A 15,780-nucleotide genomic window follows, 5' to 3' on the forward strand; every position below is an offset into this window, starting at 1 on the left:
CGCGAAGCAGGGTCTTTACTCCTCCAGCTCGCGCTTGGCCTGCTCCAGTTCGGCGCGGGCCTCGGCCAGCTTGTCCTTGCGCTTCTCGATCTTCTCCGCGTCGCCCTTGTTCATCGCCTTGCGCAGGTCCTTCTCGCGCTGGGCGACTTCCTTCTCGGCATCCAGCACGTTCTGCTTGCGCTCCTGCGTGAGGCTGGCGTCGGTGCAGTAAGTCTTCACCTTCTCCAGGGCGGTCTGCAGGCCGGCGACGCGATTGCCGTTGCCCTGGGCCTTGGCCTGTTCGAGCTGGGTTTCGATGGCGGCGCGCTTGGCGGCGCAGCCGGTCAGCGGTTGCATCGCGGCCTCGGCGGCAAACAGCGGAGTTGCGCAGCCAAAGGCGAGAACGGCGGCCATCAGGGCAGAGCTTCGGAACATTTTTGGATTCCTTGGTTACCAAACACTATGACGTCGGAGTCAACGGCTAGAGTGTGCCATGGACGGGAGGACCAGAGGCTGCCTCAGGACAATTGCCTCGGAACACCGGCATCAGGACAGGTGCAGCAGGACAGGGCCGGGACTCGCAAGGCTCGCCGGGCGGGCAAGGAGAAGCGGTATGCGGGTGGCGATACGTATCGTGCAGGCACTCATCGCGCTGTTGGTGCTCCTACTGCTGGTGGGCGGCTGGTGGTATGTGCCCGGCGAGCTCACGCAGCGGCCGCAGCTGAGTGGCAGCAGCGAAGATGCCTCGGTGCGCCAGGGCGAGCGGCGGCGTAGCTACGTGCTGTATGTCCCGCAGAAACTCGCCGAGCACCCGGCGCTGCTGGTGGTGCTGCACAGCTCGCAGAGCAATGGTGAGCGCATGCGCCGCGACAGCGGTTACCGCTTCGACGCCCTGGCCGATCGCGACGGCTTCCTGGTGCTCTACCCCGATGGTTTCGAGGGGCACTGGAATGACTGCCGGCGGGTCGCTTCCTACAGCGCACGGCGTCTGAATATCGACGATGTCGGCTTCCTCTCGGACATGATCGAACGCCTGCAACGCGAGCGCGGAGTAGACCCCGCACGGGTGTTCGTTACCGGCTACTCCAACGGTGGCCAGATGGCCCTGCGCATGGCTGCCGAAGCCCCGGACAAGGTCGAAGGCGTCGCCGCCGTGGCCGCCAGCCTGCCCAGCCCTGACAACAATGCCTGCCGCCCGGCCGAGCAGCCCAAGGCTGCGCTGTTGATGAACGGCACGCGCGACCCGATCAATCCCTACGCGGGCGGCCGGGTGACCCTGTTCGGCTTCGGCGATCGCGGCAACGTCCTCTCCGCTGAGGAGTCTGCGCTGGCGCTGGCCAGGCGCAATGGCCAGGACGGTGAGCCGCAGGTAGACAAGCTGACCCAGCCGGGGCCGGTGTGGACGCAGCGGCAGCGCTGGGCTGCCTCCGGCGGGCCAGCGGTGGAGCTGGTGACGGTGTTTGGCGGCGGACACCTGATCTCGCAGCCGTTGTACCGGCCGCCGCGTCTGCTCGGTCAGGTCGACCCGCAATTGGATGGGCCCGCTGAAATCTGGCGTTTCTTCAGCGAGCTGTCGCCTTAAAGCTGGATCACCCGGCAGGGGTCGAATCCACTGTCCTCGCCGGGATAGGCGCCTGGGTTGGCGATGATCCGCGCCTTGCCGATGCGGTAGTCAAGGCACTCATGGACGTGCCCGTGAATCCACAGGTCGCAGCGCTCGGCCAGGCCTTCCAGGTTCGAGGCGAAGGCAGGTGACAGGGCATCGCCGACATAGTGCGAGGGAATAGAGCGGGCGCTGGGCGCATGGTGCGTCACCACCACCGTCGGGCCCGCGAAGGGGTGGGCCAGCTCCGCGTCCAGCCATTCGCAGCTGGCGCCACACAGCTCGCGACTCATGTCCGGTGTAAAGGGCTGGGTAAAGTAATCCACCGTGTTGAAGTCGGGCATCAGCAACTGCGCCTGCTCACAGGCCAGCTCCGATGCGCGCTCGCCATAGAGCTGGAAATCCGTCCACAGCGTGGTGCCGAGGAAGCGCACGCCGCCCAGGACCACGGCATCCTTCTCGAGGAAATGGATATCCAGCGCCTGGGCCAGATTGCGCATGGCCTGGGTCAGCTCGGGCAGATCGGAGTGGTAGAACTCATGATTGCCGGCAACGTAGATGATCTCGCTGTCCGGGAACTCCTCGCGCGCCCAGTGCAGGCCTTGCAGGTGCTCGTGAATGTCGCCGGCCAGCACGACGACATCCGCAGCGGCATACGGCAATTCGCGGTGGCCGTTGGGGAAGTATTCGTGGTGCAGGTCGGAAAGCACTCGCAGGCGCATGGCAAATAACTGGTCTGTAGGAATGTGCCGAGCATAACGAAGGACGATGCATTTGACATGGGTCATGGCATTGCTGATGGCGGCCTAAAGACCCTTCGAAATTAAGGGATGATTCAGAAGTTTCCTTCAGCTTCCCGTCTGGGCTCGCTGCTTTGGCGCCCCAAGGAGGACTCATGAAACTGATCTGGATCGTACTCTTGGCCGTAGCGGCCACCTTCGGGTTGGCGTTGTTCGTCGACCCACCGGCAACGCTGGATATCTGGGTCGTGCGCAAGCAGGCCATTCTCTTCACCGGCGTCGCATCCTTCGCGTTGATGTCGCTGATCATGCTGCTGGCCGTGCGCCCGGTCTGGCTGGAAAAGCCCCTCGACGGCCTCGACCGCATGTACCGCGCACACAAATGGGCGGGCATCCTGGCCATTGTGCTGGGCCTGCTGCATTACCTGATGGAGCTGGGCGGGCCGCTGCTCGCCGAGTTCATCGCCAAGCCGGCCAAGGGGCCGCGGGTGGAAACCTTCCTCGACGCGTTCCGCGGTTCGGCCAAGGACCTGGGCGAGTGGTCGGCTTGGCTGCTGGCGGCGATGCTGGTCATCACCCTCTGGCAACGCTTCCCGTATCACCTGTGGCGTTACGTTCACAAAACCCTTGCGGTGGTTTACCTGGTGCTCGCCTTCCATGGCGTGGTGCTGGCGCCGGCGGGTTACTGGGCGCAGCCGGTCGGCTGGCTGGTGGCGCTCTGCGCCGCGGTGGGCAGCCTGTGTGCACTCTGGTCGCTGACCGGGCAGATCGGTCGCCGGCGCACCCATGAGGGTGTCGTGGTTGCAATTGAGCGCCCCGGCGAACGCATGCTGGAAGTGACCTGCAAGTTGCAGGGTCGCTGGCAGCATCGCGCTGGCCAGTTCGCCTTCCTCACCTGTGATCGACTCGAAGGGCAGCATCCCTTCACCCTTTCCAGTGGCGACCAGGGTAACGGCGAGGTGCGCTTCAGCATCAAGGCACTAGGGGACTACACCCAGCGCCTTCAGGACAGCCTGAAAATCGGTGATCCGGTGAAGGTGGAAGGGCCCTACGGGCGCTTCGACTTCCGCCGCGACAAGGGGGAACGGCAGGTCTGGATCGCCGGCGGTATCGGCATCACGCCGTTCCTGTCCTGGCTCGAGTCGTTGCAGGCGCGGCCGGATGACTGCCCGGAAGTGACGCTGCTGTACTGTGTGCGCTCACCGTCCGATGCAATTTACGCCGGGCGCCTGCGCGAGTTGTGCGCGAAGTTGCCGCGTATCGATCTGCGCGTGCATTACAGCGAGAGCGAAGGCTACCTGCAGGCGTCCGACCTGGGCCTGCAGCCCAGTGCGCAGGGGCGTTGGCCGAGTGTCTGGTTCTGCGGCCCGCAGGCGCTGGCTGAGCTGCTGCGCCGTGACTTGCGTCGCCAGGGCATGCCGAGCGGGCGCTTCCATCAGGAAGCCTTCCAGATGCGCTGATGCGCTCAGAAGCCGGCGACGCCGAGGTCGTGCAACCGCTCGCGCAGTTGCACGACCTCCGGCGCCTGGAAAAAGGCGACCCATTGCGCCGCACGCACCTTGCCGATGCCGGGTTGCTCCTGCCATTGCTGCGCGCTTCGGGCGGCGAGCGCGGCCCAGGTTTCTCCCGCTGGAAGGGTTTTGGTGGAAGGTGCGCCCAGAGCGCGCAACCAGGCAGCAAACGAGCGCTCGCGAGCCTGTTGAAACTGTTGGTGGAGACTGGCAGCGCTGCGCTCGCCCAGGCCGGGAACCTGGCTCAATTGTTCCGGTGTCAGTGTCATCCAGCCGAGCATCCCGCTCAGCAGTCCAGCCTCCTGCAGGCGCCGCCAGGTGCCTGGGCCAACGCCGGAGAGTGCAAGCCCGTTCTTGCCGCCGAGCCATTCCAGGCGGGCGAGAAATTGCTCCTCGCAGCCCGCCGTAGGCCGCCAGCAGGAGAGGGCGTCGTACTGCCCGTCCGTGGGGGCATCGACCTCGGACCGGTTCGGTGAGCGCCAGACCACGCCGTCCAGGCGCGGGATGGTCAGCCCGGCCAGGGCGATAGCGACCTGATCGCCGGGGCGGATGTCCAGGCTGCGCCAACGCTTGAGCGAGCCAACGCCGACGCGCTGGATGGTCCTTCCATCCAGCTCCACAGGGGCCAGGTACAGCACGGGGGTCACCCGCCCGCTGCGGCCGACCTTGAATGCCACGCGATGAACTTCGGCCAGCGCCTGCTGATGCGGATACTTCCATGCCACCGCCCAGCCGGGCGCCTGTGCGCTCCAGGCCTTACCCGACGGCCGCCGGCCCTGGCGGATGACGATGCCATCGCTGGCGAAGGGCAGCGGCTGGCGATACCAGCGCTCGCGCCACGTTTCGATTTCGCTCAGGTCGGTCACTGCTTCGGTCAGCTCGGCGCTATCGTTGAAGCCCAGTTGCCTCAGGCGTTGCAGTCGTTCGGGCATTTCCAGTGGGCCATCCGGCAGTTCCCAGACGAACAACCCGATCTGCGCCCCTTCATCGCCGAGCTCGTTGCGCGCCATCAGCCCCGCGACCTTGCCGCGCGCGCCCAGTCCACCCTGTTGCGCCTGCACGTGCTCCGGCAGGCGCCAGTAGAGCTCGCCTTGCAGCACCAAACGCCCGGACGCGTCGGGTAGCGTTGGGGGAATGGCGGCAATCTTCCGGGCGTTGGCCGTCCAGTCCTGGCCTGCGGTGCCATCGCCGCGACTGATCGCCCGGATGAGCCGGCCATCCTGATAGACAAGGCTCACGGCCACGCCATCCACTTTCGGCTGCACCCACAGATCGCTGCGGTGGGCCAGCCATTCGCCCACGGCTTGGGCATCGGACAGCTTGTCGAGCCCGGTGTGGGCGACAGGGTGACGGACTTCCCCGGCGCTACTGGCCAGCGGTGACGCGGGGATGGCCAGCACTTGCGGGAAACAGGCTTGCCACAATTGCAAGCGTTCGCGTGCCTGGTCGTAGAGTTCGTCGGCGACCGGGGATTTTCCTTCACGGTGGTAGGCGTCATCCCACTGCGCGAGTTGGGTCTGCAGGGTGCGCAGCTCGCTGGTGGCCCGTTCGGGCGTCCACGGCGGACACGCGAGCACGGCCAGCGGCAGGCAAAACAGTACGACGAGAATCAGGCGCGACATGGCGAAGGTCCGTGCTGCGGGGGCGCTCGTCAGCCTAGAGGGGCTTGCTGGTGAGGGATGCTGATCGACGTTGCGGATTGTTCGCTGTGATGGGTCGGAAGGCGGCAGTCGAGAGGGGCAATGGATCGCAGTCTGGCGCCGTTTCGGGAGCATCGGCCTGTAGGAGCGAGCTTGCTCGCGAGCCTTTCAGCTCCGGTGCCGAATCTGTTCGCCAGCAAGCTCGCTCCTACAAAAGCCTCCGGAAATGAAAAAGCCCCGCCGAGGCGGGGCTTTTTTCCTACTACCGGTCTTACAGGCCGGCGGCGTCACGCAGGGCGGCGGCCTTGTCGGTGCGCTCCCAGGTGAAGGCGGTGAAGGTGTCACCGTCGTAGGTCATTTCGAACGGGTTGCGACCGAAGTGGCCGTAGGCCGCGGTCGGCTGGTACATCGGGTGCAGCAGGTCGAGCATCTTGGTGATCGCGTACGGACGCAGGTCGAAGTGCTCGCGGACCAGCTGGATGATCTTCTCATCGCTGATCTTGCCGGTGCCGAAGGTGTTGATCGAGATGGAGGTCGGCTGGGCCACTCCGATGGCGTAGGACACCTGGATCTCGCAACGCTCGGCCAGGCCGGCGGCAACGATGTTCTTGGCGACGTAGCGGCCGGCGTAGGCAGCGGAACGGTCGACCTTGGACGGATCCTTGCCGGAGAACGCGCCGCCGCCGTGACGGGCCATGCCGCCGTAGGAGTCGACGATGATCTTGCGGCCGGTCAGACCGCAGTCACCCACCGGGCCACCGATGACGAAGTTGCCGGTCGGGTTGATGTGGAACTGGGTGTCCTTGTGCAGCAGCTCGGCCGGCAGCACCTGCTTGATGATCAGCTCCATCACGCCTTCGCGCAGGTCCTTGTAGCTGACTTCCGGGTTGTGCTGGGTGGACAGAACGATGGCGTCGATGCCGACGACCTTGCCGTTCTCGTAGCGGCAGGTGACCTGGGACTTGGCGTCCGGGCGCAGCCACGGCAGCAGGCCGGACTTGCGGGCCTCGGCCTGGCGCTCCACCAGACGGTGGGAGAAGCAGATCGGCGCGGGCATCAGCACGTCGGTTTCGTTGCTGGCGTAGCCGAACATCAGGCCCTGGTCGCCAGCACCCTGGTCTTCCGGCTTGGCGCGGTCGACACCCTGGTTGATGTCCACCGACTGCTTGCCGATGATGTTCAGCACGCCGCAGGTAGCGCCGTCGAAGCCGACGTCGGAGCTGTTATAGCCGATGTCGATGATGACCTTGCGCACCAGATCTTCCAGGTCGACCCAGGCGGAGGTGGTGACTTCACCGGCGATGATCGCGACACCGGTCTTCACCAGGGTTTCGCAGGCCACGCGGGCGTATTTGTCCTTGGCGATGATGGCGTCGAGCACCGCATCGGAGATCTGGTCCGCGATCTTGTCGGGATGGCCTTCGGAGACGGACTCAGAGGTGAAAACAGAGTATTCGCTCATCTAACGGTTCCTATCATTTACCGGTGGGTGAGGACGCTTCGCGAATCCGGCTTGGCGAAGTGCCGCACCTGGATCTGAAAGCCATTACGTAAACCGATGTACACACTTTCGCCGGACGCGAGCCCGGCGGCGTCGGCCCAGCGGGCCAGGTCTTCCTGTTCGAAACCCAGCCACAGATCGCCGCAGGCCTCGCGGGCCCAGCTCTGGTCGTGGCTGCAGAGTTCGGTCACCAGCAGGCTGCCACCGGGTTTCACCAGGTGCGCCAGCTGCTTAACGGCCTCCGCTGGTGCGGCGAAGTGGTGCAGCACCATGTTCAATACCACGCAGTCCGCCGCGTCTCCGACATCCTGCAGGGCGTCGCCCAGCCGCAGCCGGACATTGTTCAAGCCTTCGCTGGCGCAACGTTGCCGCGCCATGTCGAGCATGGTCTCGCTGTTGTCCAGCGCCGTGACCTGATCGAAACGTCGGGCCAGCTCGGGGAGGAAACCACCGTCGCCGGGGCCGACTTCCAGCGCCGTGGCACCGGGGGCGAAGCTCAGTGCATCGAGCAGCGCCAGCACGCTTTCGCGGTATTGCGGCAGTCCTGCGATCAGGTCCTGGGTCGCCTGGAACTTCTCCGCACTGCGGGCGAAGTAGTCGCGGCTCACGGCGGCACGCTGGGCATGCACGCCATCGATGCGGGCGCTGACGTCATCGGCCAGCGCCAGCTCGTCGACCTCTTCGAGCAACGCCCCGTGCAGCGTGCCACCCAGGCTTTCGCCCTGGGGCAGGGCGCGGCGATAGAAGATCGCGTTGCCTTCGCGGCGCGTAGCGACCAGGCCGGCCTGGGCCAGCACCTTGAGGTGGTGACTCATGCCCGACTGGCGCACGCCGAAGATATGCGCCAGCTCCAGCACGCCGAACGAATCGTTGGCCAGCACCCGCAGGACGTTCAGCCGCAGCGGATCGCCGCCGGCCTTGCACAGGGCAGCCAGCTGGTCGCAATCGTCGTGGCGGATTTCGGGCAGGCGCAGACTCATAGGTCGGGCAGTCTAGTCGCGGCTTTCAGGGCGATCAATAGCTGTATCAAAAAGTTTTGATATTGGCTGATGAGTGGTTTTTGACCAGTTGCACCACCCAAGCGCGTGCCTTGCATCAGGCATCTGCCGATCTGTCATTGCCCCGCAGGGCCAGGCTGGGCGAAAATACCGGCCTTTTTTCATTCCCTTCGATCTTTCGAAGCAGCCCCCGCAGGAGATTCAGCGATGCCCAGCCGTCGTGAGCGAGCCAACGCCATCCGCGCACTGAGCATGGATGCCGTGCAGAAAGCCAACAGCGGCCATCCTGGCGCCCCCATGGGCATGGCGGATATCGCCGAAGTCCTCTGGCGCGACTACCTCAAGCACAACCCGAGCAACCCGCAGTGGGCCGACCGCGACCGCTTCGTGCTGTCCAACGGCCACGGCTCGATGCTGATCTACTCGCTGCTGCACCTCACCGGCTACGACGTCACTGTCGATGACCTGAAGAACTTCCGCCAGATGCACTCGCGCACCCCGGGCCACCCGGAGTACGGCTACACCGCCGGCGTCGAGACCACCACCGGCCCGCTGGGCCAGGGCATTGCCAACGCCGTGGGCATGGCGCTGGCCGAGAAGGTGCTGGCTGCGCAGTTCAACCGCGACGGCCACAGCATCGTCGACCACTACACCTACGCCTTCCTGGGCGACGGCTGCATGATGGAGGGCATCTCCCATGAAGTCGCCTCGCTGGCCGGCACCCTGCGCCTGAACAAGCTGATCGCCTTCTACGACGACAACGGCATCTCCATCGATGGCGAAGTCCACGGCTGGTTCACCGACGACACCCCGAAACGTTTCGAAGCGTACGGCTGGCAGGTGATCCGCAACGTCGACGGTCATGACGCCGACGAGATCAAGACCGCCATCGACACCGCCCGCAAGAGCGACGCGCCGACCCTGATCTGCTGCAAGACCATCATCGGCTTCGGCTCGCCTAACAAGCAGGGCAAGGAAGAAAGCCACGGCGCCGCGCTGGGCGTCGACGAAGTGGCCGCCACCCGCGCCGCGCTGGGCTGGAACCACGCTCCGTTCGAAATCCCGGCGGACATCTACGCCGAGTGGAGCGCGAAGGACAACGGCGCCACCCGCGAAGCCGAGTGGAACAAGCGCTTCGCCGCCTACCAGGCCGCGCATCCGGAACTGGCCGCCGAGTTCGAGCGCCGTGTTGCCGGTGAACTGCCGGCCGACTTCGCCGAGAAGGCCGCTGCCTACGTCGCCGACGTCGCGCTGAAAGGCGAGACCATCGCCAGCCGCAAGGCCAGCCAGAATGCCCTGAACGCCTTCGGCCCGCTGCTGCCGGAACTGCTCGGCGGCTCCGCCGACCTCGCCGGTTCCAACCTGACCCTGTGGAAAGGCTGCAAGGGAGTGAGCGCCGATGACGCCAACGGCAACTACCTGTTCTACGGTGTGCGCGAGTTCGGCATGAGCGCCATCATGAACGGCGTGGCCCTGCACGGCGGTTTCATCCCCTACGGCGCAACCTTCCTGATCTTCATGGAATACGCCCGCAACGCGGTGCGCATGTCCGCCCTGATGAAGCAGCGCGTGCTGTACGTGTTCACCCACGACTCCATCGGTCTGGGCGAAGACGGCCCGACCCACCAGCCGATCGAACAACTGGCCAGCCTGCGCCTGACCCCGAACCTGGACACCTGGCGCCCGGCGGATGCCGTGGAATCCGCGGTGGCCTGGAAGTACGCCATCGAGCGCGCCGACGGCCCGTCGGCACTGATCTTCAGCCGCCAGAACCTGCCGCACCAGCCGCGCGACGCCGCCCAACTGGCCGACGTGGCCCGTGGCGCCTACGTGCTGAAGGACTGCGATGGCGAGCCGGAACTGATCCTGATCGCCACCGGCTCCGAAGTCGGTCTGGCCGTCCAGGCCTTCGACGAGCTCAGCGCCGAAGGTCGCAAGGTGCGCGTGGTCTCCATGCCGTCCACCAGCGTCTTCGACCAGCAGGATGCCGGCTACAAGCAGGCCGTGCTGCCGGTACAGGTTGGCGCGCGCATCGCCATCGAAGCCGCCCACGCCGACTACTGGTACAAGTACGTGGGCCTGGAAGGCCGCGTGATCGGCATGACCACCTTCGGTGAGTCGGCCCCGGCTCCGGCGCTGTTCGAGCACTTCGGCTTCACCGTCGAGAACGTGCTGGAAGTCGCCGCCGAGCTGCTCGAAGCCTGACGAGGCTTCATTGTAGGAGCGAGCTTGCTCGCGAACCGCTTCGCTCGACTCACGGGCAGGCCCGCTCCTATGAAGATCACCAAGGGATAACAATGTCCAAGCGCCCTTACCGAGTTGCCCTCAATGGCTACGGCCGGATCGGTCGCTGCGTATTCCGTGCCCTGCACGAACGCGGCGCCAATGCTGATTTCTCCATCGTCGCGCTGAACGACCTGGCGGACCTGGCCAGCCTGGAATACCTGACCCGCTTCGACTCCACCCACGGCCGCTTCCCCGGCGAGGTGAGCGTCGCCGACGGCTGCCTGCATGTCGGTGGCGACTGCGTGAAGGTGTTCCGCGAAGCCGAACCCGAGGCCATCGACTGGCGCGCCCTGGACGTCGACCTGGTGCTGGAATGCTCCGGTGTCTACAACACTCGCGCCGACGGGGAGCGCTTCCTCGCGGCCGGCGCGCCGCGGGTGCTGTTCTCCCAGCCGATGGCCAGCGAGGCGGACATCGATGCCACCGTGGTCTTCGGCATCAACCAACAGGGCCTTTCCGGCGCCGAGATGCTGGTTTCCAACGCCTCCTGCACCACCAATTGCAGTGTGCCGCTGCTCAAACTGCTGAACGAGGCGGTGGGCATCGAGTACGTCTCGATCACCACCATTCACTCGGCGATGAACGACCAGCCGGTGATCGACGCCTACCACCACGAAGACCTGCGCCGTACGCGCTCGGCCTTCCAGTCGGTGATCCCGGTGTCCACTGGTCTGGCGCGCGGCATCGAGCGCCTGCTGCCGGAACTCGCCGGGCGAATCCAGGCCAAAGCCATTCGGGTGCCGACGGTAAATGTCTCGGCCCTGGACATCACACTGCAGGTCTCCCGCAATACGTCCGCCGAGGAGATCAACCGCGTGCTGCGCCAGGCCGCCACCGAAGGCCCGCTGAAAGGCCTGCTGGCGTACACCGAGCTGCCCCACGCCAGCTGCGATTTCAATCACGACCCGCACTCGGCCATCGTCGATGGCAGCCAGACCCGCGTTTCCGGCCCCCGCCTGGTGAACGTGCTGGCCTGGTTCGACAACGAGTGGGGTTTCGCCAACCGCATGCTCGACACCGCAGGACACTTCCTGCGTGTCGCCGCTACCGAACGTTAATCAAACAGCCCCAACAGGACTGACTGTCATGACCGTGTTGAAGATGACCGACCTCGACCTCCAAGGTAAGCGCGTGCTGATCCGCGAAGACCTCAACGTTCCGGTGAAGGACGGTGTGGTCAAGAGCGACGCGCGCATCCTGGCCTCGCTGCCGACCATCAAGCTGGCCCTGGAGAAGGGCGCGGCGGTGATGGTCTGCTCGCACCTGGGCCGCCCGACCGAAGGTGAGTTCTCCGAAGAGAACAGCCTGCAGCCGGTTGCCGACTACCTGTCCAAGGCCCTGGGTCGCGCCGTGCCGCTGGTCAAGGACTACCTGGGCGGCGTCGAAGTGAAGGCCGGTGAAGTCGTGCTGTTCGAGAACGTGCGCTTCAACAAGGGCGAGAAGAAGAACGCCGACGAACTGGCCCAGCAATACGCCGCCCTGTGCGACGTGTTCGTCATGGACGCCTTCGGCACCGCCCACCGCGCCGAGGGTTCCACCCACGGCGTGGCCAAGTTCGCCAAGGTCGCTGCGGCCGGCCCGCTGCTGGCCGCCGAGCTGGACGCCCTGGGCAAGGCCCTGGGTAATCCGGCCCGCCCGATGGCTGCCATCGTCGCCGGCTCCAAGGTGTCCACCAAGCTCGACGTGCTGAACAGCCTGGCGCTGATCTGCGACCAACTGATCGTTGGCGGCGGCATCGCCAACACCTTTCTCGCCGCGGCGGGCCACAAGGTCGGCAAGTCGCTGTACGAGGCTGATCTGGTCGACACCGCCAAGGCTATCGCCGCCAAGGTCAGCGTACCGCTGCCGGTGGATGTCGTGGTTGCCAAGGAGTTCGCCGAGACCGCCGTCGCCACCGTCAAGGACATCGCTGACGTGGCTGACGACGACATGATCCTGGACATCGGCCCGAAAACCGCCGCCCAGTTCGCCGAGCTGCTGAAGACCTCCAAGACCATCCTGTGGAACGGTCCGGTCGGTGTGTTCGAGTTCGACCAGTTCGGTGAAGGCACCAAGACCCTGGCCAAGGCTATCGCCGAAGGCTCGGCCTTCAGCATCGCCGGCGGTGGTGACACCCTGGCCGCCATCGACAAGTACGGCATCGGCGAGCAGATTTCCTACATTTCCACCGGTGGTGGTGCCTTCCTCGAGTTCGTTGAGGGCAAGGTCCTGCCGGCCGTGGAAGTGCTGGAGCAGCGCGCCAAGGCCTGATCCAGGTGTCTGTCGGGCGACAGTAAAGCAAACCTCTGCGGCATCCCTGGGTCACAAGCCTTGTACGGATGCCAAGGAGAAAGGTCATGCGAGCTGTCACGCCCTTGTTGTCGTTTTGCCTGGTTCTGGGGGGATGCGCCGGTGGCGGTGGTTCCCCCAGTACCTGTGAAGTGATGAGCCCGCCCGCGGTCATGGTGCCTTCTGACCAGAACCGCGAGCGTGTGGAAAGCCAGAGCAGCGGCGATCCGACTCCTGACCAGAAGCCGGTGAATTGCCCCTGAGGCAGCACCCCGGTGGTCGGGATCACGATCTGACAGTGTCGCCCGCGCCTGAGCGTAGGCGACACTGGCGTTCCTGCGGCGGGACGGGCAATCTGGCGCATTGGATATCCGGCGGCGCGTCCGTCCGAAGGAGAGTCGCCCAATGCTGCGTTATCTCGTCCCGGCCCTGGCGCTCTCGCTGGTGGCGGGCTGCTCCAGTCAGTCGACAGGCGGCCAGTCCGCTTCGGGGAGTGGCTGGAACCACTGGGTCTGCGACAGCAAGGCCGAGGTACAGTGGCGCTACGTCGATCCCAGCAAGTCGGTCGTCGACCTGAAGCTGGGTGAGGACGACGTGGTGCATCACCTGGAAGAGGAACCCGGCGGCTCCGGCGCTTTCTATAGCGACGGGCTGATCGGCTTGAGCATCAAAGGCGACCAGGGCCTGGTCTACTGGGTCGAGAGCAACGACCTGATCGGCCGCGGTTGCAAAGCGCGCTGAGCGCCGATTGTCCGGCCTGTGCTGGAAGACTTGAACACGGCCTGCCCCTGCGGCAGGCTTCCAAACATGTAGTTAAGGGGCTCGTGCAACCGAGCCTGACTTCTGGAGAAGCGAAAACCATGGCACTCATCAGCATGCGCCAAATGCTGGACCACGCCGCCGAGTTCGGCTACGGCGTTCCGGCCTTCAACGTCAACAACCTCGAGCAGATGCGCGCCATCATGGAAGCGGCCGACAAGACCGATTCCCCGGTGATCGTGCAGGCCTCCGCCGGTGCCCGCAAATACGCCGGCGCGCCGTTCCTGCGCCACCTGATCCTCGCGGCCATCGAAGAATTCCCGCACATCCCGGTGTGCATGCACCAGGACCACGGCACCAGCCCTGATGTCTGCCAGCGCTCCATCCAGCTGGGCTTCTCCTCCGTCATGATGGACGGCTCGCTGAAGGAAGACGGCAAGACCCCGGCCGACTACGAGTACAACGTCCGCGTCACCCAGCAGACCGTTGCCTTTGCCCACGCCTGCGGCGTGTCCGTGGAAGGTGAACTGGGCTGCCTGGGCTCCCTGGAAACCGGCATGGCCGGCGAGGAAGACGGCGTCGGCGCCGAAGGCGTGCTGGACCACAGCCAGCTGCTGACCGACCCTGAAGAAGCCGCTGACTTCGTGAAGAAGACCCAGGTCGACGCCCTGGCTATCGCCATCGGCACCAGCCACGGCGCCTACAAGTTCACCAAGCCGCCGACCGGCGACGTGCTTTCCATTGAGCGCATCAAGGAAATCCACAAGCGCATCCCCAACACCCACCTGGTGATGCACGGCTCTTCCTCGGTGCCGCAAGAGTGGCTGAAGGTGATCAACGAGTTCGGCGGTGACATCAAGGAAACCTACGGCGTGCCGGTCGAGGAAATCGTCGAAGGCATCAAGCACGGCGTGCGCAAGGTCAACATCGACACCGACCTGCGCCTGGCTTCCACCGGTGCCATTCGCCGCATGATGGCCGAGCAGCCGAGCGAGTTCGACCCGCGCAAGTTCTTTGCCAAGACCATCGTCGCCATGCGGGATATCTGCATCGCTCGCTATGAAGCCTTCGGCACCGCCGGTCATGCCTCCAAGATCAAGCCGATCTCCCTGGAAGGCATGTTCCAGCGTTACGCCAAGGGCGAGCTGGTGTCGAAGGTCAACTGATCTCGAGCCCGGTACGTCCCTGAAGAGCCCCGCCCTGCGGGGCTCTTTCGCATCCGCTAGAAGGAAACATCCGGATGTTTCGTGCGTTGCTTCCCGCTTTGCTGTTGATCCTCCTGGCTGGCTGTTCATTGCGTCCGGTCGCCCCCTCCGGTCCGCCGCCCAAGCCGCCGCTGGATTTGCCGGCCGACGCGCAGAACTGCCTGACTCACCAGGAGTGCACGCTGAAGACTTCGCGCACCTTGCTGTTTGTCTTTGCCTATGCCGATGCTGGCGCGCCTCTGGTGGTAAACGACAACCGCGTGCTCAAGACCCCGGATAAGGTGCCGCGGAACAACTGGCCCGCGATCCGGATTCAGTTGGCTGATCCGGACGGCGGTCGCTTCGAATTTTCCAGCGATTGCTCGCAGAAGGGCTGCCGTATCAAGGCTTCTCGTCTGCTGGCCTGCTACCGTAGTTATCTCGAAGGCAAGGCCTGCCGGCTCCGCTGAGCGCTGGTGCTCGGGCCGGGCAGGCTCTGGAGGCACGATGACGGATGTACATGGCAGTGCGCAGGAGGGTTTCTCCCGCGAAGCGAAGGCCTACGCCCACGGCCGACCGGATTATCCCGACGAGCTGTTGGGCTGGCTCGGCGAGGAGTTGGAGATTGGTGCCGGCAAAGAGGTAGTCGACCTTGGTGCAGGCACCGGCAAGTTCACATCGCTGCTGCTGCGCACCGGTGCGCAGGTCACTGCCATCGAGCCAGTGGCGGCGATGCGTGAGCAGCTCAGCGCGTCGCTGCCCACGGTGAAGGTACTCAGCGGCACGGCCCAGGCGATGCCTCTGGCGGCGGAAAGCGTCGATGCGCTGACCTGCGCCCAGGCCTTCCACTGGTTCGCTGACGAGCGGGCGCTGGAGGAAATCCATCGCGTGCTGCGGCCGGGCGGCCATCTCGGGCTGGTCTGGAACGTGCGCGACGAACGGGTCGACTGGGTCGCCCAGGTGACACGCATCCTCGAGCGCTACGAAGGCAGTACGCCGCGCTTTCACACCGGGCAATGGCGCCGTGCCTTTGCCGGCTCGCGCTTCGAAGACCTGCGCCTGCGCGAATTCAGCTACCAGCACATAGGCCCGCCGGAGCAGGTGATTGTCGCGCGGACCCTGTCAGTGAGCTTCATCGCGGCACTGCCCGAGGAGCAGAAGCAGCGCGTCTCCCAACAACTGCGCGAGCTGATCGCCACACACCCTGCGCTGAAGGGGCGTAGCGAAGTCGCCTTCCCCTATCGCACTGAGGCCTACAGCACCCGCGCGCTGGCCTGATCGGGGAATGCGGTAGACTGGCGGACGTTTCCT

14 protein-coding genes are annotated in these 15,780 nt (G+C 65.2%); 9 read left to right on the forward strand and 5 right to left on the reverse strand.

Annotated features, from left to right (window positions below):
* Window positions 1-15: 15 nt before the first annotated feature.
* Window positions 16-414, reverse strand: a complete 399-nt coding sequence (locus AC2T4A_RS07300) for a DUF1090 domain-containing protein (protein ID WP_416750997.1) — start codon at window positions 412-414, stop codon at window positions 16-18.
* Window positions 415-592: 178 nt separating this feature from the next.
* Here AC2T4A_RS07300 and AC2T4A_RS07305 point away from each other — a divergent pair, with 178 nt between their 5' ends.
* Entirely contained in the window at window positions 593-1,561 is a 969-nt protein-coding gene (locus AC2T4A_RS07305) for a CE1 family esterase (protein ID WP_416750995.1), read from the forward strand.
* Here AC2T4A_RS07305 and AC2T4A_RS07310 read toward each other — a convergent pair.
* Complete coding sequence (locus AC2T4A_RS07310; RefSeq protein WP_416750993.1) at window positions 1,558-2,304, reverse strand: metallophosphoesterase; 747 nt, start codon at window positions 2,302-2,304, stop codon at window positions 1,558-1,560. The two genes, AC2T4A_RS07305 and AC2T4A_RS07310, sit on opposite strands and share 4 nt — an antisense overlap.
* A 173-nt stretch (window positions 2,305-2,477) precedes the next feature.
* Here AC2T4A_RS07310 and AC2T4A_RS07315 point away from each other — a divergent pair, with 173 nt between their 5' ends.
* Entirely contained in the window at window positions 2,478-3,782 is a 1,305-nt protein-coding gene (locus AC2T4A_RS07315) for a ferredoxin reductase family protein (protein ID WP_478379563.1), read from the forward strand.
* 5 nt (window positions 3,783-3,787) lie between these two features.
* On the opposite strand, the gene ligB is transcribed toward AC2T4A_RS07315, so the two are convergent.
* The 3 genes from ligB to AC2T4A_RS07330 form a co-directional block, all read right to left on the reverse strand.
* On the reverse strand, window positions 3,788-5,455 hold the full coding sequence (ligB, locus tag AC2T4A_RS07320) for an NAD-dependent DNA ligase LigB (RefSeq protein WP_486742994.1): 1,668 nt from the start codon (window positions 5,453-5,455) through the stop codon (window positions 3,788-3,790).
* A gap of 289 nt (window positions 5,456-5,744) precedes the next feature.
* Entirely contained in the window at window positions 5,745-6,935 is a 1,191-nt protein-coding gene (gene metK / locus AC2T4A_RS07325) for a methionine adenosyltransferase (protein WP_486742995.1), read from the reverse strand.
* A gap of 17 nt (window positions 6,936-6,952) precedes the next feature.
* On the reverse strand, window positions 6,953-7,954 hold the full coding sequence (locus AC2T4A_RS07330; protein ID WP_478379561.1) for an ArsR/SmtB family transcription factor: 1,002 nt from the start codon (window positions 7,952-7,954) through the stop codon (window positions 6,953-6,955).
* A gap of 225 nt (window positions 7,955-8,179) precedes the next feature.
* Here AC2T4A_RS07330 and tkt point away from each other — a divergent pair, with 225 nt between their 5' ends.
* The 7 genes from tkt (at window position 8,180) to AC2T4A_RS07365 (ending at window position 15,747) form a co-directional block, all read left to right on the forward strand.
* On the forward strand, window positions 8,180-10,177 hold the full coding sequence (gene tkt, locus AC2T4A_RS07335; protein WP_486742996.1) for a transketolase: 1,998 nt from the start codon (window positions 8,180-8,182) through the stop codon (window positions 10,175-10,177).
* 92 nt (window positions 10,178-10,269) lie between these two features.
* Complete coding sequence (gene epd, locus AC2T4A_RS07340; protein ID WP_478379560.1) at window positions 10,270-11,316, forward strand: erythrose-4-phosphate dehydrogenase; 1,047 nt, start codon at window positions 10,270-10,272, stop codon at window positions 11,314-11,316.
* A 28-nt stretch (window positions 11,317-11,344) separates the two neighbouring features.
* On the forward strand, window positions 11,345-12,508 hold the full coding sequence (locus tag AC2T4A_RS07345; RefSeq protein ID WP_416750978.1) for a phosphoglycerate kinase: 1,164 nt from the start codon (window positions 11,345-11,347) through the stop codon (window positions 12,506-12,508).
* A 423-nt stretch (window positions 12,509-12,931) separates the two neighbouring features.
* Window positions 12,932-13,267: an MliC family protein gene (locus AC2T4A_RS07350; protein ID WP_478379559.1), complete on the forward strand. Its 336-nt coding sequence runs from the start codon at window positions 12,932-12,934 to the stop codon at window positions 13,265-13,267.
* 119 nt (window positions 13,268-13,386) lie between these two features.
* Window positions 13,387-14,451: a class II fructose-bisphosphate aldolase gene (gene fba / locus AC2T4A_RS07355; RefSeq protein WP_024764154.1), complete on the forward strand. Its 1,065-nt coding sequence runs from the start codon at window positions 13,387-13,389 to the stop codon at window positions 14,449-14,451.
* Window positions 14,452-14,519: 68 nt separating this feature from the next.
* Complete coding sequence (locus AC2T4A_RS07360) at window positions 14,520-14,939, forward strand: hypothetical protein (RefSeq protein ID WP_478379570.1); 420 nt, start codon at window positions 14,520-14,522, stop codon at window positions 14,937-14,939.
* A gap of 37 nt (window positions 14,940-14,976) precedes the next feature.
* Window positions 14,977-15,747 (forward strand): class I SAM-dependent methyltransferase, encoded by a 771-nt coding sequence (locus AC2T4A_RS07365; RefSeq protein WP_478379558.1) that lies wholly within the window; start codon window positions 14,977-14,979, stop codon window positions 15,745-15,747.
* Window positions 15,748-15,780: the final 33 nt, after the last annotated feature.

It is taken from the genome of Pseudomonas sp. PVC-3-1, from assembly GCF_057444315.1.